This is a genomic window from Streptomyces sp. NBC_01465, assembly GCF_036227325.1.
Classification (GTDB): Bacteria; Actinomycetota; Actinomycetes; order Streptomycetales; family Streptomycetaceae; genus Streptomyces.
Genome location: NZ_CP109467.1, coordinates 8,011,731 through 8,034,629, shown reverse-complemented (window position 1 = coordinate 8,034,629; position 22,899 = coordinate 8,011,731). Strand labels below are relative to the sequence as shown.

Sequence of the window (22,899 nt, the reverse complement as noted above, 5' to 3'; positions counted from 1 at the left end):
CAGCCGTACGACGTTTGGCATTTCGAACCAGTCGGCGTCGTGTGCGCACCTCCCGCCCCCCGGAGTCGTACACATGCGTCACCAGCGCACCATCCGTTACCGCTCAGCCCGCCACGCGACTCTCCCCGCCGTCCTCGGGCTCCTGGTCTCACTGACGCCGTGGCACAGCGCGTACGCCGCGTCCGGCAGCGGCGACATCACCGCCGAGATCGTGGCGGGCCGCGATGTGACGCTGACCGGCGACGCGGTGGTGCGCGTCCCGGCGGGGACCACCACGTACGGGGGCGTCATCCACGGCGAGGGCACCCTGCGGATCGCCGGCAGCGGCACCCTTGTCCTCACGAAGGACAGCGACTTCACCCTGCCCAAGGCGCGGCAGCGGCAGTCCGTGAAGACGCTGGGCGGGAACCATCCCTACGTCACCGTCAGCAACCCCGATCAGCCCGCCGTCACCGTCGATCGGGGCGCCACGCTGCAGTACGGGACGGGCGGCGGCGCCGGGCTGATCGGCCGATTCCCGTACAACACCCCCGGCTTCGCGCTCAATCAGGACAATATCCGCGTCGACGGCACCCTGCGCCTCTCGCTGCAGCGGACCTTCAACCTGGGCACCCTCAGCGGCGCCGGCCTGATCACCCAGCCCCGCGCCATGTGGGGGACGCTCCAGCTGGCCGGGACCCACCCGTTCTCCGGTGTGATCGACAACGGCACGGGGGCGGCCGCCGGGGCGCCGGAGTTCCCCGTGGCGCTGCCGAACGCCCGCGCCGTCCTCAACCAGGGCACCTGGACCGTCGACACTCCGCTGAACCAGACCATCACGCTGCGGCAGAACTTCTACCAGCGCGAGTACGGCAGCGACATCAACGTCCAGTCCCGGCCCGGCAGCAAGGTGATCCTGACCGGCCAGTACAGCTATACCGACCAGGGCGGCGACACCCACCCCACGCTCAGCGACCCGGACATCAACTGGCATCCGGTACCGAAGAACGTCAACAAGCGCGGCACCAACATCAAGGGCGCGAACGTCCAGTGGGGCGACGGCACCACGGACAAGATCTTCATGCCCGGCACCGCGCAGACCGTCTACATCAATCTGCTGGCGGCCAGGTCCCGTTCCACCCTCGCCTTCGCCTACAACGGCCCGGTGACGCTGGGTGCCCCGATCGGCGGCGGCGTATTCCACGACACACTGTCCGCGCCGGGGCAGGGCGACATCGTCATCAAGGGCGTACACGGGAACGACGTGACCTTCGCGGCCGTCCAGTACTACAACGGCTCCACGACGATCGAGAAGGGCGCCACCCTGCGGCTCGGCAGCGGGAAGGCGAGCGGGGACGGCGCTCTGCTGACTGACGCGCCCCTCTACCAGGTCGTCGACAACGGCGCCCTGATATCCCGGAACACCGCAAAACCCCTCTCCCTGTCGAAGATCAGCGGCAGCGGCTCCTTCACCCAGGCCGGCGCAGCCACCACCAGCCTGACCGGAGCGCTCTCCTACACCGGGCCGACGAAGGTCACCAAGGGCACCCTCGCTCTCACCGGCGGCAGCCTGAAGTCGTCCAGCGCGGTGTCGCTCACCGCGGCAGGCACCGCGCTGGACCTGGCCAAGGCCGGTGACCAGACGCTGCGGAACGTCGGCCTGGTGAAGGGCGCCACGATCCGCTACGGGAGCAAGGCGACGCTCACCCTCTCCGGCACCTCTGACGCCGACGGACTGTCCGGCACTTTTCAGGGCGGCGAACTTCGGTCCACCGGAAGCACGGCGGGAGCCTTCACGGTCAAGGGCGACTACACCCAGACCCGCGAGGCCGGGCTCACCGTCCGGGCCGACGGCAAGCCGCTGCACGTCACCGGCAAGGTGACACTCGCCGGACAACTGCGCATCGACCCGAAGGCGACGCCGCCCACCGGCGGCACAGAGACGGTCATCCTCGCCAACTCCGGCACCGACAAGATCTCCGGCACCTTCACCGGGCTCGAAGAAGGCGCGAAGGTCACGGTGCACGGCACCGAGTACGCCCTCACCTACAAGGGCGGCGACGGCAACGACGCGGCCCTGGTCGCCACCCATTCCTCCGGGGCACCCGCTGCCGCAGCCAAGGGAGCGCCGAAGGCAGCCGGCGGCTCCTCCGGAGGCTCTTCCTTCCCCTGGTTCGCCACCGCCACCGCCGTCACGGCCCTCGCGGCCGCGGCATGCGCCCTGCTCTTCGCCGGCCGCCGCCGTCGCGGCCGGCGCCGTCGCGGCAGCCATCGCGCCGGCTGACGACTCGGCAGCGGACCGCGGCGGCTCATCTCGACCGTACGCTCGAGGACTACCGGCGGGAGATCCGGCGCCGTCTGTTCGGACAGCCCTCCGCGAATCCATCCCATGCAAGCGCTTCGACAGTCAGTACGCCGGCCCAGGCAGCAACCTAAAACTCATCGCCAGGAGAAGGTGGCACCGCTGCGTGGATCGAAGGCCCACACTGTGGTCTACGCGCGCCGAACTGCCCTCATGGCACCCAGACTTGGCGCATCAACCCTGTTCAGGGGCGCGCCTCCCGGGAGTCCAAGCGGTCCCGACCCGGCTCGGCACGAGGGAGCGCCGGCCCTGCTCCACCGCGCCGGTCTACGAGAATCAGCCATTGAAGCGATTCCGCGCCAAGGTTGCGGCAACCGCGATCCGGCCCTTGACGCCCCGCAGAGATGGGACCACCGTCTCCTCCGAAACCTCTCTGCAACCCCACTGCAATAGCGGCACCTCCAAGCGCTTCCGACTCCTCAGCGCTACCCGCAGGACCCGACTGGGTTACGCCGGCAAGGGAGATCCGATGGGAATCACACATGCAAGACACCGCCAGCTCTTCGGGCGTGATGGCATCAGAGCCCTGCTCGCGGCGGTCGTTCTGATCGCCGGTGCACTGATCGGTACCAGCGCCACGACCGGCACGGCCCAGGCCGCAGGGTCCGGGCCGTGCGACCTCTACGCGGCAGGCGGTACGTCCTGCGTGGCGGCACACAGCACGACGCGCGCGTTGTACGCCTCGTACAGCGGGCCGCTCTACCAGGTCCGGCGCGCCTCGGACCAGTCCACCCGGGACATCGGCGTCCTCAGCGCGGGCGGGTACGCGGACGCGGCCGCACAGGACTCGTTCTGCTCTGGAACGAGCTGTGTGATCACGATCATCTACGACCAGTCCGACCGCCACAACAATCTCACCCAAGCGCCCGCAGGCGGCGCCGCGGGCGGCCCCGACGATCTCGCGAGCGCGACCGCCGCGCCCACAACAGTGGGCGGTCACAAGGCCTACGGGGTCTTCGTGGCACCCGGCACGGGCTACCGCAACAACCACACCAACGGCATCGCGACCGGGGACAACCCCGAGGGCATGTACGCGATCTTCGACGGCACGCACTACAACGGCGGCTGCTGCTTCGACTACGGCAACGCCGAAACGGACAGCAACGACGACGGCAACGGCACCATGGAGGCCATCTACTTCGGCAACATCAAGGTCTGGGGCTACGGCGCGGGAAACGGTCCATGGATCATGGCCGACCTGGAGAACGGCCTGTTCTCCGGGGTGAACCAGCACTACAACGCCAATGACCCGACGATCAACTTCCGGTACACGACCGCCATCGTCAAGGGCGGCCCGAACCACTGGGCGATCCGCGGCGGCAACGCGCAGTCGGGCGGCCTGTCGACCTTCTACGACGGAGTCCGGCCCAATGTCGCGGGCTACAACCCGATGCGCAAGCAGGGCGCCATCATCCTGGGTATCGGCGGCGACAACAGCAAGGGCGCCCAGGGCACCTTCTACGAGGGCGTGATGACCTCCGGCTACCCGTCGGACGCCACCGAGAACGCCGTCCAGGCCAACATCACGGCGGCCGGATACAGCAATTCCTCCGGCGGTACGAGCACCGGTGCCCTGCACGCGGTCGGCGCCGGCAAGTGCCTGGACGTACCCAGCGCTTCCACCACAGCCGGTACGCAACTGCAGATCTGGGCCTGCAGCGGCGCCGCCAACCAGACCTGGACCAGCACGTCGTCCCAGCAGCTGACCGTCTACAGCGGCAACAGCCAGCTGTGCGCGGACGCGTACAACAACCAGACCACCGCCGGCGCCAAGGTCGTGACCTGGCCCTGCAACGGCGGAGCCAACCAGCAATGGCAGCTGAACTCCAACGGCACCATCACCGGCACCCAGTCCGGACTCTGCCTCGACGTCACCGGCGCCTCCACCGCCAACGGCGCCCTGGCCGAACTCTGGCCGTGCAACGGCGGAACCAACCAGCAATGGAACCTCAGCTGACCTGAGCGGCTCACGGCCGCGGCCGGCCCTCTCCACGCCACCCCCCAAGGATGACGATGTCCAGACCCAGAGTGCTCCGCGGCCGCTGGGCCGCACCCCTGGCACTGCTCGCCCTTCTCGCCGGCAGCGTCGCCGCGGCCGGGTCCGCGAACGCCGTTCCGCCCGTACACCGAGCGGCGGCAGCGGTCGCCGACCTGTACGTGACGCCGGGTGCGGCTCCCGGCGGGAACGGCTCGGCCACGCAGCCGTACGCCACCATCGACCAGGCGCAGCAGCCCGCGCACCGTCTTTCGGCCGACTCGGACGTCGTGGTCCACCTGGCTGGTGGCACCTTCCGGCTGTCCAAGCCGCTGGCCTTCGGCACCGACGACGGCGGCCAGAACGGCCACACCATCACCTACCAGGCCGCGTCCGGGCAGCAGCCGGTCGTGTCCGGCGCCCAGCAGATCACTGGTTGGCAGGTGCATGACCAGTCCAAGAGCATCTGGTCGGTCCACGTCGGCACGGGCATCAACACGCGCCAGCTCTACGTGAACGGCAAGGACGCACCGCGGGCGGCGATCCAGGTCCCCCGCTCCGGCTTCACCTTCACCCAGACCGGCCTGACCGTGAACGACTCCTCCCTCGACTACCTGGCCGGCCTCTCGGACCTGAACCACATGGAAGTCGAGAGCCTCAACTCCTTCACCGACCGCTACGCACCGGTCCAGTCGATCAGCGGCAGGACCATCACCATGCGGCAGCCCGCGTGGAACAACAACTCCTGGGGCTACGACACCATCAACGCGCCGTTCGCCGGCGGGACGATGTACCTGGAGAACAACTACGCGTTCCTGCAGCAGGCCGGACAGTGGTATCTCGACTCCTCCGCCGGCGACCTGTACTACCGGGCGCAGACGGGGCAGAACCCGAACAGCCTGGACGTCGAACTGCCCCGACTGCAGAGCCTGTTGGGAGTCAGCGGCAGCTACGGCTCACCGGCGTCCAACCTGGGCTTCGCCGGCATCCGGTTCACCGGAACGTCCTGGCTCGGCCCGAGCGGACCCGACGGCTACGCGGACCAGCAGAGCGGCGCACACATCACCGGTGCCTACTCGATGCCCGCCAACTGGCTGAGCACCTGCAAGTCGGGGTGCACACAGTTCGAGGCAACCCGTAATCACTGGACGCAGATGCCCGCGGCCGTGCAGGTCTCCGCCGCCCGCGGCATCACCTTCTCCGGCGACACATTCTCCGAACTCGGCCAGGCCGGCCTCGGCGTGGGCAACGACGGTGTCGCCACAGCCTCCGGGACCGGACTCGGCGCCAACGGCGTCACCGTCACGGGCAATACGTTCACCGACCTCGCAGGCAGCGGCATCCAGGTCGGCGGGATCCAGCCGGACGCGCACCACCCCGGTGACCCGCAGATGACCAACCAGAACATCACCATCAGCAACAACAGGGTCAGCGGGGTGGGCACCGGCTACAAGGAGACCGCCGCGATCCTGTCCACGTACGTCACCAACGCGACGATCACCCACAACCAGTGCGACCACCTGCCCTACGACGGGATCGACATCGGATGGGGCTGGGGCGTCAACGACCCCGGCGGCAGCCAGGACTACGTCAACCGGGGCACGTACAACTACCAGCCCGTCTACAGCACCCCCACGACGCTGAAGAACACCACCGTCACGCACAACCTGATCTACGACACCAAGAACGCGATGTTCGACGGCGGCAGCATCTACAACCTGTCCGCGAACCCCGGCTCGGTGATCTCCGACAACTACATGTACGGCAACCACCGCACCACCGCGCTGTACCTCGACGAGGGCTCCCGGTACCTGACGGTGTCGCACAACGTGGTGCAGGACGCGGGCAACTGGGCCCTCACCAACGCCGGCGCCAACAACCACACCGACGACAGCACGTTCTCCGGCAACTGGTACAACGGCGGCAACACCTACGTGGCCACCGGACCTCCCCACAACAACGTACTGACGGGCAACGTCCAGGTCAGCGGCACCAGTTGGCCGCAGGGCGCCCAACAGGTCATCCAGCAGGCCGGCGTCCAGACGTCGGGCGGTGCCGGATTCCCCGCCGGCTACCACCACTTGGTGATCGGCAACGACAGCCTGTGCCTGGATGTGTACGGCGCCTCCGGCAGCGCGGGCGCCGCGATCGACCAGTGGACCTGCAACGGGCAGAACAACCAGCAGTTCCAGTTCGTGCCGGTCGCCGGGGGTTACGGGCAGCTGCAGGCACAGAACTCCGGCCTGGTCGTGGCGGTGGCGGGCGGCTCAACGACCGCCGGCACCCCCGACATTGTGCAGCAGGCCCCGGGCGGGGCCGCCGCCGGGCTGTGGCTGCCGGTCGAGCAGTCCGACGGCTCGTACTCCTTCCAGAACCAGAACAGCGGCCTGTGCCTGGACGTCTACGGCGGCAGCAGCAACGCGGGGCAGCAACTCGACCAATGGCCCTGCAAGAACACGGCCGGCAGCAACCAGGACTTCACTCCGCGCTGACCGGCTCACGCTCTCGTTCTCCCCCACCCACTGTCCCGCACCAGTGAGGAACACCGATGAAAAAGTACGCGTTACCCCTGGCCGCAGCGCTCACGGCCGCACTCGGCATCGGCACCGCGTCACCCGCGGCGGCCTCCCCCGCCACCGCGCCGGAGCAGACCGCCGTACGGACCGCCGCCGCGCCCACCGCTCTGCGGCTGATGCCCTTGGGCAATTCGATCACCTGGGGGGTGGGCAGCCCGTCCGGGAACAGCTATCGGAGCTTCCTGGGGAACCAGTTGTCGGCCGAGGGACACTCTCTGGACTTCGTCGGCTCGGGCCGCAACGGCACCATGTCCGACCCGGACAACGAAGGTCACTCCGGCTGGCGGATCGACCAGATCGCGGGCATCGCCGACTCCGTTCTGGCCCGCTACCGCCCGAACGTGATCACCCTGGAGATCGGCACCAACGACCTCAACGGCAACTACCAGATCCCCACCGCCCCCGACCGGCTCCGCGCACTCATCGACCAGATCACCCGCGACGCCCCGGACGCGACCGTCCTCGTCGGCACCGTGATCGTCTCCACCAGCGCCACCGAGGAGGCCAACCGGCCGGCGTTCAACGCCAGACTCCCCGGAATCGTCCAGGCCGCGCAGGACGCGGGCAAACACGTACGCCTGGTGGACATGAGCGCCCTGACCGCCGCGGACCTGTCCGACGCCCTGCACCCCAACGACAACGGCTTCCGCAAGATGGCGGACGCCTTCAACGCCGGTGTCCAGGCGGCGGACGCGGCAGGCTGGATCAAGCCTCCGGTCTCCACGGGCGGCCAGGTGCGCTCCGGCATCGCGGGGAAGTGCCTGGACGTCAACGGCGGCAACAGCGCCAACGGGACCGCCGCGCAGCTCTGGGACTGCAACGGAGCCGACGCGCAGGTGTGGTCCGCGCGCTCCGACGGCACCCTGAGGGCGCTCGGGAAGTGCCTCGACGCCACCGGCCCCGGCACCGCCAACGGCACCAAGATCGAGATCTGGGACTGCAACGGCGGCAGCAACCAGACGTGGCAGGCCTACAACGGCGGCTATCGCAACCCGGTCTCCGGCCGCTGCCTCGACGACCCCGGCTCATCCACCACCAACGGCACCCAGTTGATCCTGTGGGACTGCAACGGCGGCGTCAACCAGAAGTGGACCCCGCTGCCGGTCGCCTAGCCCATGCCTCAGCCCCTCCCCCGTCTGCACAAGGAGATCGATCCCGCATGCCCTGGCACAACGCAACGCACCGTCCGCGCAAGGTCCTGACTCTGGTCGCCGGTCTGACAGCCGGCACGGCACTGGCCCTGGTCGGCCCGGCGAGCCCCGCCGCTCACGCGGCCTCCGGCACGCTGGGCGCGGCCGCGGCCGACAGCGGCCGCTACTTCGGCACCGCCGTGGCCGCCGGGAAACTCGGTGACTCGACGTACTCGACCATCCTCGACCGGGAATTCAACATGATCACCCCGGAGAACGAGATGAAGTGGGACGCCACCGAACCGTCCCGCGGCAACTTCAACTTCGCCCCCGCCGACCAGATCGTCAATCACGCCACCGCGCACGGGCAGCGGATGCGCGGCCACACCCTGGTCTGGCACTCCCAACTGCCCAGCTGGGTCAGCTCCATCAACGACGCGAACACCCTGCGCAGCGTGATGAACAACCACATCACCACCGAGATGAACCACTACAAGGGCAAGATCTACGCCTGGGACGTGGTCAACGAGGCGTTCGCCGACGGCGGCAGCGGCCAGCACCGCAGCTCCGTCTTCCAGAACGTCCTCGGCAACGGCTTCATCGAAGATGCCTTCCGCACCGCCCGCGCCACCGACTCCTCGGCCAAGCTCTGCTACAACGACTACAACATCGAGAACTGGACCGACGCCAAAACCCAAGGCGTCTACAACATGGTCAAGGACTTCAGGGCACGCGGCGTCCCCATCGACTGCGTCGGCTTCCAGTCCCACTTCGGCGCCGGCGGCCCGCCCTCCAGCTTCCAGACCACCCTGTCGAACTTCGCCGCACTGGGCGTCGACGTCCAGAGCACGGAGCTGGACATCGCGCAGGCGTCACCGACGGCATACGCGAACACGGTCAAGGCCTGCATGAACGTGGCCCGCTGCACCGGCATCACGACGTGGGGGATCAGGGACAGCGACTCCTGGCGGACGGGCGAGAATCCGCTGCTGTTCGACAACAACGGCAACAAGAAGTCCGCCTACGACGCGACTCTGTCCGCTCTCGGCGGAGGGACGGGGAACCCGGGAGGCGGCATCGTCTCGGGGACGGTGTATTCGCTGACCGATGTCGCCGCGGGCCGGGTCCTCGACGTACCGGCAGGACAGACGGGGAACGGCACACCCGTGCAGGTCTGGGACGCCAACGGCACCGCGGGCAACCAGCAGTGGCGGGCGAACCAGAACAGCGACGGCTCCTACACCCTGACCAACATCGCCGACGGGCGCGTTCTGGACGAGCCGGGCGGTCAGACGGGCAACGGCACGCGGATGGAGATCTGGGACTCCAACGGCGGCGCCAACCAGCACTGGCGGGCGAGCCGGAACGGCGACGGTTCGTACACCCTGATCAACGTCGCGTCCGGCCGGGCGCTGGAGATCCCCGGCGGCCAGACCGCCAACGGCTCTCCCGCCCAGGTGTGGGACTCCAACGGCGGCGCCAACCAGCACTGGAACCTCAAGTGAGGTGACCGACGCCCGGCACCGGCGTCCGCCGCTCCCCCAACTCGGCTCAGGAGTCGATGACTTATGCCCACGTCCACCAAAGCCCTGCGCAGAACCCTGGCGCTCGGCTTCTCGGCCGCGCTGCTCACCGCGGCTCTCCCCCTCCTCTCTCTCGGTACGGCGCAGCCCGCCATGGCGCTGGGCAACGGGCTCGCGCCGACCCCGCAGATGGGCTTCAACGACTGGAACGCGTACGGCTGCGATGTCTCGGAGTCGCTCATCAAATCCACCGCCCAGGCGATGCACACCAACGGCATGCAGGCGGCGGGTTATTCGTACGTCAACATCGACGACTGCTGGATGACCCACAACCGCGACTCCAGCGGCCGCCTGGTGCCCGACCCGGCGAAGTTCCCCGACGGCATCAAGGGCACCGCCGACTATGTGCACTCGCTGGGTCTGAAGCTGGGGATCTACGAGGACGCGGGCACCGCGACCTGCGCCGGATACCCGGGCAGCCTGGGGCACGAGACCACCGACGCGCAGTCCTTCGCGTCGTGGGGCGTGGACTATCTGAAGTACGACAACTGCAACAACACAGGGGCGCCCGCGCGGTCCCGGTACACCGCGATGCGTGACGCCCTCGCGGCCACCGGCCGGCCGATCCTGTACAGCCTGTGCAACTGGGGCCAGGACAACGTGTGGACCTGGGGCGCCGATGTGGGCAACAGCTGGCGCACCACCGGAGACATCAGCCCGACCTTCTCCAGCATGCTGTCGATCTTCCACAGCAACGTGGGACTGGCCTCCTACGCCGGCCCCGGCCACTGGAACGACCCGGACATGCTGGAGGTCGGCAACGGCTCGATGACGACGACCGAGAGCCGCAGCGAGTTCAGTCTGTGGGCCGAGATGGCCGCGCCGCTGATCGCGGGCACCAACATCCCCCAGGCGAGCGCGGACACCTTGTCCACGCTCACCAACTCCCGGGTGATCGCCGTGGACCAGGACCCCTTGGGCCGACAGGGCACCATGGTGTCGTCCTCGGGCGGCCTGGACGTACTGGCCAAGCCACTCGCCAACGGGGACGTGTCGGTGGCGCTGTTCAACGAGACGGGTTCGACGGCGACCATCTCCACCACAGCGGCCGCGATCGGCAAGTCGGGCGCGTCCTCCTACGCCCTGACCGACCTGTGGTCGGGCGCGTCCTCCACCACCTCCGGCACGATCAGCGCCTCGGTCCCCGCGCACGGCACGGTGATGTACCGGGTCGCGGGCGGCACCAGCGGCGGCACCGGTGCGACCGGCGCGCTGCACGCGGTCGGCGCGGGCAAGTGCCTGGACGTACCGGACAACACAAAGACCGCGGGCACCCAGGTGGAGATCTGGAGCTGCAACGGCGGTGCCAACCAGACCTGGACGCACACCGACGACCAGCTCTCCGTCTACGCCGGCAGCAGCCGGATGTGCCTGGACGCCTACAACAACCAGACCACGCCGGGGACGAAGGTGGTGATCTGGCCGTGCAACGGCCAGCGGAACCAGCAGTGGTCGCTGAACTCCAACGGAACGCTCACCGGCGTGCAGTCCGGTCTGTGTCTGGACGTCACAGGTGCGGCCACGGCCGACGGAACCCTCGCCCAGCTGTGGACCTGCAACGGCAGCAGCAACCAGCAGTGGGCCCTGAGATGAGGCGGCCCTCCCTCGACTCCCCCGAGAGGCTCATATGACTTCCTCTTCACTCCCGATCAGCCGGCGCCGGCTGCTGGCGGCGACCGGCGCTGCCACGGCCCTGGGCCTGCTGCGGTTCGCCCCCGAGGCGGCCGCCGCGACCGACGGCCCCGGAAGCTACACCGCGAGCTGGCCCTCCGTGGACCAGCACCCTCCGGCCCCGGCCTGGTTCCAGGACGCCAAGTTCGGCATCTACTACCACTGGGGCGTCTTCAGCGTCCCCGCGTTCGGCAACGAGTGGTATCCGCGCAACATGTACATAGGCGGCTCGTCCGAGAACCAGCACCACACCGCCACCTATGGCGACCCCTCGGCCTGGCCGTACAACAACTTCATCGACGGCGCCCGCGACAAGGCCGGCAACCATGTGCAGTTCGCCCCCAAACCGGTCTCCCAGGGCGGCAGTTGGGACCCGAACGCGTGGGCCCGGCTGTTCAAGGCGGCGGGCGCCAGATTCGCAGGACCGGTCGCCGAGCACCACGACGGCTTCTCCATGTGGAACAGCCGCGCCAACCCGTGGAATTCGGTCCAGCACGGCCCGAAGCTCGACCTGGTGGGAGCGCAGGCGCAGGCCATCCGCGGGCAGGGGCTGAAGTTCATGGCCTCCCTGCACCACGCCTATCACTTCAACGGCTTCTACGACCATGTGCCGTCCCAGTCGGACCCGGCGCTCCGCGCGCTCTACGGTCAGCAGGGCTCGGCCGCCGAGAACAAGCTCTGGTTCGACAAGCTGGTCGAGGTCATCGACGGCTACCAACCGGACCTGGTCTGGCAGGACTTCGACCTCGGCCTGGTGCAGGAGTCGTACCGGCTGCAGTTCCTCGCGCACTACTACAACCAGGCGGTCGCGTGGAACAAGGACGTGGTCGCGACCTACAAGGACGGCCTCAACAACAAGGGTGAGGTCTTCGACTTCGAGCGCGGCGGCCCTGCAGGGCTGCTCACCCCGTACTGGCTGACCGACGACAGCATCTCCTCCTCCAGCTGGTGCTACACGGAGGGCATCGGCTACTACTCGACGCAGGCCCTGCTCCACTCGCTGATCGACCGGGTCAGCAAGGGCGGCAGCATGCTGCTGAACATCGCCCCGATGGCCGACGGCACCATCCCCTCCGGCCAGCAGTCCATCCTGCTCGCCATGGGCGACTGGCTAGGCCGCTTCGGAGAGGCGGTCTACGCCACCCGCTCCTGGAGCAGTTACGGCGAGGGCCCCACCAAGATGGGCGGCGGCTCGTTCAGCGGACCGGTGGCAGGCAAGCCGCAGGACGTCCGGTTCACTCGCAGCCGGGACAACAAGGTGCTCTACGCGACCGCGCTGGGCTGGCAGGGCGGCACCATGACCGTCACGACGCTGAACTCGAACCAGATCAACCTCAGCAGCCTGACCGGCGCGCAACTGCTGAACAACACGGCCGGCACCTACACCAACCTGCCCGCACCGACCCAGGATTCCTCCGGCCTGCACTTCACCATGCCCTCGTCCAATCCGCCGTTCAGTGCCCTGGCGTACACGGTCAAGCTCACCTTCTCCGGTGAGATACCCGTCCTGGGCCCGCCGGGCGGCTCCACGACCTGGGTGAAGATCGCCAACGTGGCCAGCGGGCTGGTGCTCGACAGCGGAGGCAACGTCGCTTCCGGCTCCGACCTCAAGCAGTGGAACTACGACGGCAGCTCCAACCTGCAGTGGCAGCTGATCGACGTCGGCAACGGCTACTACCGCCTCATGAACCGCACCAACGGCATGGCCGCCGACAGCTGGGGCAACTCCGCCAACGGCGCTCCCGCCCGCCAGACGGCGTGGAACGGCGGCAACAACCAGCAGTGGTCGCTCACCAGCCTCGGCGCCAACCGCTACCAGATCGTCAACCGGGGCACCGGCACCGCGCTCGACGGCAGCGGCAGCACCGCAGCGGGCTCGACGACCGTGATGTGGACGCCGAACTCCAGCACCAACAACGAATGGACGATCACCGGCGTGTGAACCACCCGGTCACCAACGCTCCGTCCCCATCCCCACGCACGGAAGAAGGAGTGCATGAGACGCACACCGCTCTTGATGTCCATCGCAGCCGCGCTGATTCTCGTCCTGTCAGCCGCGGGCTCCTCGTTCAGCAGCGGCCTCGGCGCGAAAGCGTCGGCCACCACCACAGCAGCAGCCGGGCCGACAGCCGGCTGTGGCAAAGCCCCGACGCTGACAAGTGGGACACACACGATCCAGAGCGGCGGCCAGAACCGGAGTTACATACTGCGGGTCCCCGTCGGCTACGACAGCAACCACCCCTACCGGCTGGTCTTCGGATTCCACTGGCGGGGCGGTACGGCAAACGACGTCGATTCAGGTGGAACGGACGGCTACAACTGGTCCTACTACGGCCTCCGACGCCTGGCGGACAGCGCGAACAACGGCACGATCTTCGTCGCACCCCAGGGCATCGGCAACGGCTGGGCCAACTCCGGCGGTCAGGACGTCGCCTTCGTCGACGCGATGGTCAGCCAGATCGAAGCAGGTCTGTGCGTCGACACCACCCAGCTGTTCTCCGCGGGCTTCAGCTACGGCGGTGCGATGTCGTACGCCCTCGCCTGCTCCCGGGCGACGGTCTTCCGCGCGGTAGCGGTCTACTCCGGCGCGAATCTCAGCGGCTGTAACGGCGGCACTCAGCCCATCGCCTACATGGGTCTGCACGGCTTGAGGGACAACGTGCTGCCCATCGCGTCGGGACGTGAACTGCGCGACACCTTCGTCCGGGCGAACGGCTGCACCCCACAGAACCCGCCCGAGCCGGCCAACGGAAGCCTGACGCACATCATCACCACCTACTCCGGATGCAAGTCCGGATACCCCGTCGTCTGGGCCGCGTTCGACGGAGCGGGACACGACCCCGGTCCCATAGACGGCTCGACCGGCGACGGCTGGCAGACCTGGACATCGGCAGCGGTGTGGCAGTTCTTCAGCCAGTTCGGCTCGAGTACGCCGCCGCCCTCCGGCAACCAGGAGATCGTCGGCCAGCAGTCGGGGCGCTGCCTGGACATCAACAACTCCAGCGCGGCCAACGGCACGCAGGCACAGCTGTGGGACTGCAACGGCGGCTCCAACCAGCGGTGGACCTACACCGCGGGAAAGCAGCTCGTCGTCTACGGCAACAAGTGCCTGGGCGCCTCCGGCCAGTCGGCGGGCAACGGCACTCCTGCGGCGATCTGGGACTGCAGCGGGCAGGCGGACCAGCAGTGGAACGTCAATCCCGACGGCACGATCACAGGAGTGCAGACGGGGCTCTGTCTGGACGCCAACGGCCGGGGAACGGCCAACGGCACGAAGGTCCAGCTGTGGAGCTGCACGAGCGGGGCGAACCAGCACTGGAGCCTGCAGAACTGACACCGACCAGACCTGGACAACGTCTTTTTCACCCCGCACATGGCCCGCTCCGTCGGCAACGACCTGCACCGGTCTACCGAAGGGGCGGGACCGCGCCGGAGCGCAGGTGTTCTCTGAGCCACTGTTCCGTGGTGTTCACATGCAGCAGTGCGGCGGCCTGGCTGAGGGCCGCGTCGCGGGCGGACAGCGCGTGGAAGATCGCCTCGTGTTCGGCGAGGGTCCGGCCCGAGGCCTGGGTGTCGACCAGACCGCGCCAGATCCGGGCGCGCAGAGTACGGCCGGAGATGCCCTCCAGGAGGGTGAGCAGGGTCTCGTTGCCCGTGGCCGAAATGACGGCACGGTGGAAGGCGGCGTCGTGAAGGTTCAGCAGCTCGACGTCTTCGCGAGCCTCGCGCATGGAGTCCAGATGCCACTTCACCTCGGCGAGCTGCTCGGTGGAGATCCGGGTGGCAGCCAGGGCAGTGGCGACCGGTTCGAGGAGACGCCGCACCTCCATGAGGTCACGCAGGGCCGCGGAGTCGCCCTGCAGCAACTCCACCGCTCCGCCGAGACCTTCCAGGAGCAGGCTCGGCTGCAGACTGGTCACATAGGTGCCGTCACCCCGCCGGATCTCCAGAATCCGCGCGACGGCCAGCGCCTTGACCGCCTCACGGGCCAAGTTGCGGGACAGACCCAACTGGGCTGCCAGCTCCGGCTCCGGCGGCAGCTTGGAACCCGGAGGCAGCGCACCGCTGCGGATCAGCTCGCGGATCTGCGCTATGGCCTTGTCCGTCAGAGACACTGCGAACTCCTTCCAGGATGGTGCTCCATGGGCCCGTCCGACCTGATCGGTCCTCGGGCACGGAGATGATCGCAGAGATCTTCAGCCGGCAGGTTCGTGCCGTGCGCCGCGTCGCGTGGCCACGGCCAGGTCGGCGCCTTTCATCGGCCGGGCCATCCGCCGTCGACGGCGGATGGCCCGGATGCGCTCCAGGATCTCCTTACTGGCGTACGCCTCAGCCGGGCGGCAACACCGCGGCCAAGGCGGTCGACGGAGCCACCGCCACCCCCAGTACGCGCCAGGTCCGGACGGCCGTGTTCCAGGCCTAGGCACGGTACGTCCGCGTCACCGGGCTGCCCGCCGGGGTGTACGCGTCGATCCGCAACCTGGAGGTCTACGACCGCCCCCTCACCGCGGACCTGGGCACCTACAAGGTGGTCAACCGCAAGAGCGGCAAGGCGCTGGACGTCGCCGACGCCTCGACCGCAGACGGTGCTGTTCGGCTGAAGGCCGGACTGAATAGGACGGTCAGGGCGTGCTCAACTCGAAGCTTTCCACCAGCACTTCGCCGCCGAGAGCCCGGGTGGCGTGATTGAAGACGGCGAAACGGTAGCCCAGGAAGAACTCCCACGCGTTGGTCATGGTGAAGGCCGGGCCGAGCGGGGTGAAGGTGGTGCCGTCGGTGCTGTAGGAGAACGTCGCCTGGCGGCCCGGCCCCGGGCTGATGTCGGCGGCGGCGCGCAGCCAGACGCGGCTTCCGGATGCGGGGAGGTCTGCGCCGGCCTGTTCGGTGCCGGTGCCGCTGGTGTTCCAGGCGGTGTCCATGGTCAGGCCGTCGAACATCACCAGCCTGCTGACCCCGTCCTGCCGCGTGACGCCGATCCAGGCCGAGGAGTCCCGCAGCATCGCCAGTCCGGCCCGGTCGCCGTCCGCCATCCCGGAGCAGTCGAGTACGACGGTCGCGGTGGAGGCGGGGCCCTGGATGCGGCGGGTGAGGGTGTTCCGGGCGTTGTACAGGTCCTCGGTGACGGTGGCGGCTCTGAGGGTGAGCCCGTTGTCGACGGTGAACGCGGCGGTGTCAGGGTTGTGGTTCCACTCCCAGTACGGCGCCAGCGCCGTCCCCTCGAAGGTGTCGGCTCCGGTCATGGGCGGGAGCGGGTGCGGGGTGACCGGGTAGGGGTATGTCTTGCCCCACGCGCCGTCGACGGTCTGGAGCTCGGGCCACCCCTCGGCGTTCCAGGTGACCGGGGCCAGGGCGGGGACGCGGCCGCCGGGATAGGCGTCGATGAAGCCCATGTAGTACCAGTCGCCGTTCGGGGTGTCGACCAGCGCGCCCTGGTGCGGCACACCGCCGCCGGGGATCGGGCGGGGCAGGTCCCACAGGACCTCCCGCATCTCGTACGGGCCGAAGGGGCCCGAGGTGGACTTCCAGATGTACTGCCCGGCGGTGCCGTCGGCCGGGCGGGTGACGAAGATGTAGTAGTTCCCGTTGATCTTGTAGAAGCGGGAGCCCTCCATCAGGCCGAACTCGTCGGGCTTGGTGAGCACATGCTCGGACCTGACCTCGGTGCGCATGTCCGGGGCGAGCTGCGCGACGTGGATTTCGTTGCTGCCGTACGCCACGTACGGGGTGTCGTCGTCGTCGAAAAGCAGCCCTGCGTCGTAGTAGATGCTGCCGATCTCGGCGTGCCGGGTCCAGGGGCCCGCCGCGGCGGGGGCGCTGTACACGTACGACCGCTGGAAGCCGATCTGGCCCACCCAGTAGAAGGTCTCGTCGCTGGGGCGGTGGCGCATCGAGGACGCCCAGATACCCCCGACGTACGCCCGTCCGCCGTTGAGGTCGTACGCGTCGCCGAAGTCGAGGACCGGTACCGAGTGGCCGATGAACTCCCAGTTGACCAGGTCGTAGGAGCGCAGGACGGGCGCGCCCGGCGAGTAGTGCATGGTCGAGCCGGTGTAGTAGTAGGTGTCGCCGACGCGGATGACCTCGAGGTCGGCGAAGTCCTGCCAGATCACCGGGTTGGTGAACCGCTCGTGCGGGGCTGTCGTGCTCGCCGCTGCGCGCGTCGCCGGCAGCGTGGCGGCCGCAGCCAGGCCGGCGGTGGCCGCCATGACTTCCCGGCGGCTGTGGGGCTGTTGGAACCAGGACATTCGGGATCAGCTTCCTCACGTGTGGGGGACCGAGAGACGGAGTTCGAAATATCGGACAGAATTCCGAATGTCAGACGGGGATATAGAGCCCGCGTCACACCATCGGCTAGTGCTGCAGTGTCAGCACGCCCGGCCGGTAGGGCAGGAGGCCGTAGTCCGTGCCGTCGGTGCCGGGGTCGCGCCCCTGGTAGAGGAACTGCAGGTTGCAGGGGTCAATGGTCTTGGTCTGGTCGGGGTTGGTGCGGACCAGATCGCCGTGGCTGATGTCGTTGGTCCAGGTCGCGCCGCTGTTGGCCTTGCCGGCAAAGGGGTTGGTCACGGTGTCGGCCTGCGGTGTCCAGGTGCCGTCGAGGCTGGTGGCCGTGAACGAGCGGAAGTAGCGGCCGTACCCCGTGTAATTCTGGGCCTCGACGATCATGAGGTACTGGCTCTGTCCCTGGACCTTGTAGACCTCGACGGCCTCGAACAGGTTGAGCGGCGTGTCGCTCATGATCTTCGTGAACGAACCGAAGGTGCCCGGGAAGTTGCCGATGGGCATGCTGGCGCGCCAGATGCTGCCCTCGTCGTCAGCGAAGAACATGTACATGTTCGTGTCGTCGCCGATGAGGGTCACGTCGAGGGGCCCGCCCTTCGGGAGGGTGCCCGTGAACAGCTCCTGCTGCGCGGACCAGCCGTTGGGATCGGTGGGGTCGCTCGAGGTGCGGTAGCCGAAGCTGTATGGCCAGGCCCCGTTGTAGGCGAGCACCCAGAGGTTCTTCGGGGCGAAGTAGAACAGTGTCGGCGCGATGCCGTCGAAGGGAATCGTGTTCTGGGTGGCGGTGGCCATGTCGGACCAGTTCGTGAAGGGGCTGAAGGTCGTCAATCCCCAGCGCCCATCGTCACCGGCGAGGGTGTTGTGCGTCGTGGCATAGACGACGTGCTTGCCGTTGGAGACGACGCTGGTGAAGTCCTTCAGCGAGGCCCACCCCGCCTTCGGCTCCGCCAGCGGGGCCGACGAGGTCCAGTGGTAGGTGGACGGGAGAGCACATGCGTTGCTCGCCCCGGAGAGGCCGGTCCACTTCTGGTTGGCGCCGCCCTGGCATGACCAGAGCCGTGCCTGCGTGCCGTTGGCCTTGCCCCAGCCTGAGGCCTCCAGGCACAGTCCGGACCGCACGCCGACGATCGTGCCGTCGGGGTTTGCCCGCCACTGCTGGTTGTCGCTGCCGTTGCACGTCCAGATCTGCACCGGGGTCCCGGGCGTGGTGGCGGCGCCCCGGGCATCCAGGCACTTGTCGCCGTACACGGTCAGCTGGCTGCTGTCCGTCAACGTCCACTGCTGGTTGGTCCCGCCGTGGCAGTCCCAGATGTGCACGTTCGCGCCGTCGGTCCGACTGAAGCCCTCCACATCGAGACACCGGCCGGAATCCACACCGCGCACCTCGCTGGTGGTGGCCGCCTGAGCCGGGCCGGCGACAAGCAGCGACACCAACGCGACCAGGGCCGCGGCCGCGGCGGCGAGCACCACCGACGGGCGTCTGAGGCTGAAACTACGTCTGCGCATAAGGACCTCGTCATCCTTGAGTTAGCGACTCCGGTCTGGCCCGTCAGAGGCTGCCCGGATGCCGGTTTGGTACGACCCTGACCGTCCGACTTGTCGAACAAGGGTCGAAGTATCGAGCAAGTGGATAACCTCGCCGGCGATTCCCTCCAGAGCGATCAGTTCGCGATTCCCAATTGGCAGCCGAGTCGTCGTGGGGTGTCAGGCGGCCAATCCACGGAAGCCATAGACGGCAGAAGACGTAGAGCCACACCCGACACCCCTGGGCGGGTCAACCGAACGAGTTCGGCGTCATTGTTCAACCCTTCGTGACGCGACGCTTCGAAGCGCTTCGATGTTGCAGCGAGGTTAAGGGACCGCCTGTGGGGCCACAAGGCTCGCGTCAATTTCCCCTGAGGCCATTGGAGAGTGGCAGGTTGACGGGGTCTGCTGCGGATCGGTGTGAGCTTGGGTGAACGCCTTGACGTCTGGGTCGGGGCGACGGAACATCGAAGCGCTTCGAACCTCGACTCATCTGCTCCTGCACCACCTCCAGCTCGGCCTCCAGGTCTTCTTCCTGCTTCGCATCCTGCTTCTCCTCTTCAAGGGATCTGAGTACGTGACCGAAAGCTCGCCGCCCTCCGCTCCGTGCAGGAGGCCCTGCACGGAGCGGCCTGGATGGGGCCCGGCGGCCGTCTTCCCGCAGGCGGTGGGGCTCAACGTGTGGGCGCCGACGGTCAGTCTGCTGCGGCACCCGTTGCGGGGCAGGAACGAGGAGGGCTGCGCCGAGAACCCGCACCTGACGGCGGCGAACGCCACGGCGTACACCTGCGGCCTACGCGGCGACGACCCGGCGTACTGGATGACGGCCCCGTCCTCAAGCGCCGGCCGGCCCACAACAACGAAACGGACAGATCGACTTCGTCCTCCTCGGTACGGCCGAGGGTCCTCCACTAGTCCGACATGCTCGTCAACGGGCGGCCGAACAATGTCTCGCCGTACCTGCGGGAACACCTTCGGACCTGGACGGACCAGGAAACTGCAGCCTCTGGGCAGACGTGGCCCTCCGATCAACACAGGCATCCACGGCAACCTCATCCGCGACAGCGGGGGCAAGCCGGCCTGGTAACCGGCCTCGGACGGCGTGCCCATGTTTGCCAATGAGCACGGGTCGGTCGCGTCAACCAGTTCCTCGACAGCTGTCTCGAAGGCTCTGTACGGGGAGGTGCTCAGCCGCCCTTCACCCCGGTCTCTTGACGGCCTCCCCTCCAGGCACCCCTCAACTCTCTTACCGGTACAGAATTCTCCCGAGCCTCTTGGAGCCCCCATGTCCACCGTTACCGCCATCGTCGACCTCGACATCGAGGGCCCGACGATCAGCCGACATCTCTACGGTCACTTTGCCGAGCACCTCGGCCGCTGCATCTACGACGGCTTCTGGGTCGGGGAGGACTCGACGATCCCGAACGAGGGTGGCATCCGCCTTGACGTCGTCCAGGCGCTGCGTGCCCTGAACATCCCCAACCTCCGCTGGCCCGGCGGCTGTTTCGCCGACGAGTACCACTGGAAGGACGGCATCGGCCCGCGCGAGGAGCGCGCCCGGATGGTCAACACCCACTGGGGCGACGTCGAGGAGAACAACCACTTCGGCACCCACGAGTTCATGGCGCTGTGTGAACTCCTGGGCACCGAGCCCTACATCAGCGGCAACGTCGGCTCGGGCACCGTGCAGGAGATGAGCGAGTGGGTCGAGTATCTGACCCGCGACGGCGACAGCCCCATGGCCAGGCTGCGCAGGGCCAACGGCCGCGACGAGCCCTGGCGGGTGAAGTTCTGGGGTATCGGCAACGAGACCTGGGGGTGCGGCGGCAACATGCGTGCCGAGTACTCCGCGGACCTGGCCCGGCAGTACGCCACGTACTGCCGCGACCACGGCGACAACAAGCTGTACCGCATCGCCTCGGGCGCGGCCGGCGACGACTACAAGTGGACGCGCACCCTGATGGAGCAGATCAACTGCTTCGGCTGCGTGGCCACTCCACGCACGTTCTTCCAGGCCATATCCGTGCACCACTACACGATGATCGGCACCTGGGAGTCGAAGGGCAGTGCCACCGGCTTCGACATCGAGGGCTACTACCGCACCATGGCCTCGGCACAGCAGATCGACCGTATCCTCACCGGTCACTCCACCGTCATGGACATCTACGACCCGGGCCGGAAGGTCGGCCTGGTCCTGGACGAGTGGGGCACCTGGTGGGACGTGGAACCGGGTACCAACCCGGGCTTCCTGTTCCAGCAGAACACCATGCGCGACGCGCTGGTGGCCAGCACCCACTTCGACATCTTCCACAAGCACGCGGCACGCCTGTACATGGCGAACATCGCGCAGACCGTCAACGTCCTGCAGGCCATGATCCTCACCGACGGCGACGCGCTGGTCCTCACCCCCACCTACCACGTCTTCGAGATGAACAAGGGCCACCAGGACGCCACCTCCCTCGCCGTGCACCTGCGCACCGAGGATGCCCGGCGCCGGGTGGGCGACGCCGAGCTCGACACGCTGTCCGCCTCGGCCAGCGTCAAGGACGGCGAGGTGCTGATCTCAGTGTCCAATCTGGACGCCGAGGAACCGGTCGAGGTGACACTCGACCTGCGCGGGGGAACGGTCGGCGAGCCGACCGCTCGTCTGCTGACCGCGGACAGGCTCCAGGTCCACAACTCCCCGGACTCGCCCGAGGCGGTGGTTCCGCGCCCGTTCGACGGCGTGAAGCCGACAGGTCAGGGGCTCGTTCTGACGCTGCCTCCCCACTCGTTCGTCACCGTCGAGGCCCCCGTGGACCGCGCGCACTGAGGCGCCGTCATGACGTGCCGGACGCCCGACACCGCCGTGGGGACGGTGATCCACGGCGACACCGTGGCGTCCGGCACCGCCAACTCGTCCCTGGACACGAACTCCGAGCGCATCCTGCGCTACGACATCGACATCTCCGCCGCCCCCTGGCTGACCTGGAACGGCTCGCCGTCGCTTCCCGAGATCGCACCGAAGCTGGGCTGGATGATGGAGTCCGTCCAGATCGACCCCTTCGACTCCGGTCACTTCATGGGAGACCTCGATCGGCTGCGTGATCAGCCCGCCCGCCGGTCCGGCGCACCTCTTCTCGGGCGTGGGGGACGTCGGCGGCTTCCGGCACACGGATCTGAACAAGGCCACGCAGATGTACGACAATCCGACCTTCGTGACCACGCCTGCCCTGGACTACGCGGAGCTGGCGCCCCACACCATCGTGCGGGTCGGCAACCCCGCCGGCGGCTGGACCCAGCACTTCGGCATCTCCACCGACGGCGGCGACACCTGGACGCCCTCGCGCAGTGAGCCGTCCGGCGTCACCGGACCCGGAGTCGACGACCAGGCCGTCGCCATCAGCGCCGACGGCAGGCGGATCGTCTGGTCACCGGCGGGAGCTCCGGCGGGCTGGTCCGACGACCACGGAGCCACCTGGACGGCGTCGGAGGGGCTACCGGCCGGGGTTTCGGTGCGCTCCGACCGGGTGAACCCCGCGAAGTTCTACGCCTACGGATCCGGCGTCTTCTACCTCAGCACGGACGGCGGCAAGAGCTTCAAAGCCACGGCGGCTTCCGGCCTGCCCACTGCGGGGAACGTCCGGTTCAAGGCGGTGCCGGGCCAGGAGGGCGGCATCTTCCGGTCCGACGACGCGGGCCGGACGGGGATCCGTATCAACGACGACCGCCACCAGTACGCCTGGACGGGCAACACCATCAGCGGAGACCCCCGGATCTACGGCCGCGTCTACTTCGGGCCCAACGGACGGGGAGTCATGTACGGAGACCCGAAGTGACG

General features: G+C 68.2%; 12 protein-coding genes and 2 pseudogenes. 11 read left to right on the top strand and 3 right to left on the bottom strand.

The window, feature by feature from the left end:
* Positions 1 to 73 precede the first annotated feature (73 nt).
* The 8 genes and pseudogenes from OG707_RS37235 (at position 74) to OG707_RS37200 (ending at position 14,610) form a co-directional block, all read left to right on the top strand.
* Complete coding sequence (locus OG707_RS37235) at positions 74 to 2,263, top strand: autotransporter (protein ID WP_329126295.1); 2,190 nt, start codon at positions 74 to 76, stop codon at positions 2,261 to 2,263.
* Positions 2,264 to 2,810: 547 nt separating this feature from the next.
* Entirely contained in the window at positions 2,811 to 4,298 is a 1,488-nt protein-coding gene (locus tag OG707_RS37230; protein ID WP_329126294.1) for an arabinofuranosidase catalytic domain-containing protein, read from the top strand.
* 56 nt (positions 4,299 to 4,354) lie between these two features.
* Complete coding sequence (locus OG707_RS37225) at positions 4,355 to 6,808, top strand: RICIN domain-containing protein (protein ID WP_329126293.1); 2,454 nt, start codon at positions 4,355 to 4,357, stop codon at positions 6,806 to 6,808.
* A 56-nt stretch (positions 6,809 to 6,864) separates the two neighbouring features.
* On the top strand, positions 6,865 to 8,004 hold the full coding sequence (locus OG707_RS37220; RefSeq protein WP_329126292.1) for a ricin-type beta-trefoil lectin domain protein: 1,140 nt from the start codon (positions 6,865 to 6,867) through the stop codon (positions 8,002 to 8,004).
* A 47-nt stretch (positions 8,005 to 8,051) separates the two neighbouring features.
* Positions 8,052 to 9,524 (top strand): annotated as a pseudogene (locus OG707_RS37215) (endo-1,4-beta-xylanase); the annotation flags it as partial.
* A 66-nt stretch (positions 9,525 to 9,590) separates the two neighbouring features.
* The gene (locus OG707_RS37210; protein ID WP_329126290.1) at positions 9,591 to 11,198 is read left to right on the top strand and encodes a glycoside hydrolase family 27 protein; all 1,608 of its coding nucleotides are present in this window, start codon (positions 9,591 to 9,593) and stop codon (positions 11,196 to 11,198) included.
* A gap of 34 nt (positions 11,199 to 11,232) precedes the next feature.
* On the top strand, positions 11,233 to 13,218 hold the full coding sequence (locus tag OG707_RS37205) for an alpha-L-fucosidase (protein ID WP_329126289.1): 1,986 nt from the start codon (positions 11,233 to 11,235) through the stop codon (positions 13,216 to 13,218).
* Positions 13,219 to 13,293: 75 nt separating this feature from the next.
* On the top strand, positions 13,294 to 14,610 hold the full coding sequence (locus OG707_RS37200; protein ID WP_329128182.1) for a ricin-type beta-trefoil lectin domain protein: 1,317 nt from the start codon (positions 13,294 to 13,296) through the stop codon (positions 14,608 to 14,610).
* A gap of 73 nt (positions 14,611 to 14,683) precedes the next feature.
* Here the strand turns inward: OG707_RS37200 and OG707_RS37195 are convergent, their stop codons facing one another.
* The 3 genes from OG707_RS37195 to OG707_RS37185 all read right to left on the bottom strand — a co-directional run bounded on the left by OG707_RS37195 (position 14,684) and on the right by OG707_RS37185 (position 19,061).
* On the bottom strand, positions 14,684 to 15,391 hold the full coding sequence (locus OG707_RS37195; RefSeq protein WP_329126288.1) for a FadR/GntR family transcriptional regulator: 708 nt from the start codon (positions 15,389 to 15,391) through the stop codon (positions 14,684 to 14,686).
* A gap of 507 nt (positions 15,392 to 15,898) precedes the next feature.
* Positions 15,899 to 17,521, bottom strand: coding sequence for a glycoside hydrolase family 43 protein (locus OG707_RS37190; protein ID WP_329126287.1), 1,623 nt, complete (start codon positions 17,519 to 17,521; stop codon positions 15,899 to 15,901).
* A 106-nt stretch (positions 17,522 to 17,627) separates the two neighbouring features.
* Positions 17,628 to 19,061: a non-reducing end alpha-L-arabinofuranosidase family hydrolase gene (locus tag OG707_RS37185; RefSeq protein ID WP_329126286.1), complete on the bottom strand. Its 1,434-nt coding sequence runs from the start codon at positions 19,059 to 19,061 to the stop codon at positions 17,628 to 17,630.
* A 606-nt stretch (positions 19,062 to 19,667) separates the two neighbouring features.
* On the opposite strand from OG707_RS37185, the pseudogene OG707_RS37180 reads away from it, so the two are divergent.
* The 3 genes and pseudogenes from OG707_RS37180 to OG707_RS37170 all read left to right on the top strand — a co-directional run.
* Positions 19,668 to 20,075, top strand: a pseudogene (locus OG707_RS37180) (sugar hydrolase); the annotation flags it as partial.
* A 289-nt stretch (positions 20,076 to 20,364) separates the two neighbouring features.
* Positions 20,365 to 21,891: an alpha-N-arabinofuranosidase gene (locus tag OG707_RS37175; RefSeq protein WP_329126285.1), complete on the top strand. Its 1,527-nt coding sequence runs from the start codon at positions 20,365 to 20,367 to the stop codon at positions 21,889 to 21,891.
* 271 nt (positions 21,892 to 22,162) lie between these two features.
* Entirely contained in the window at positions 22,163 to 22,897 is a 735-nt protein-coding gene (locus OG707_RS37170) for a WD40/YVTN/BNR-like repeat-containing protein (protein WP_329126284.1), read from the top strand.
* Positions 22,898 to 22,899 lie beyond the last annotated feature (2 nt).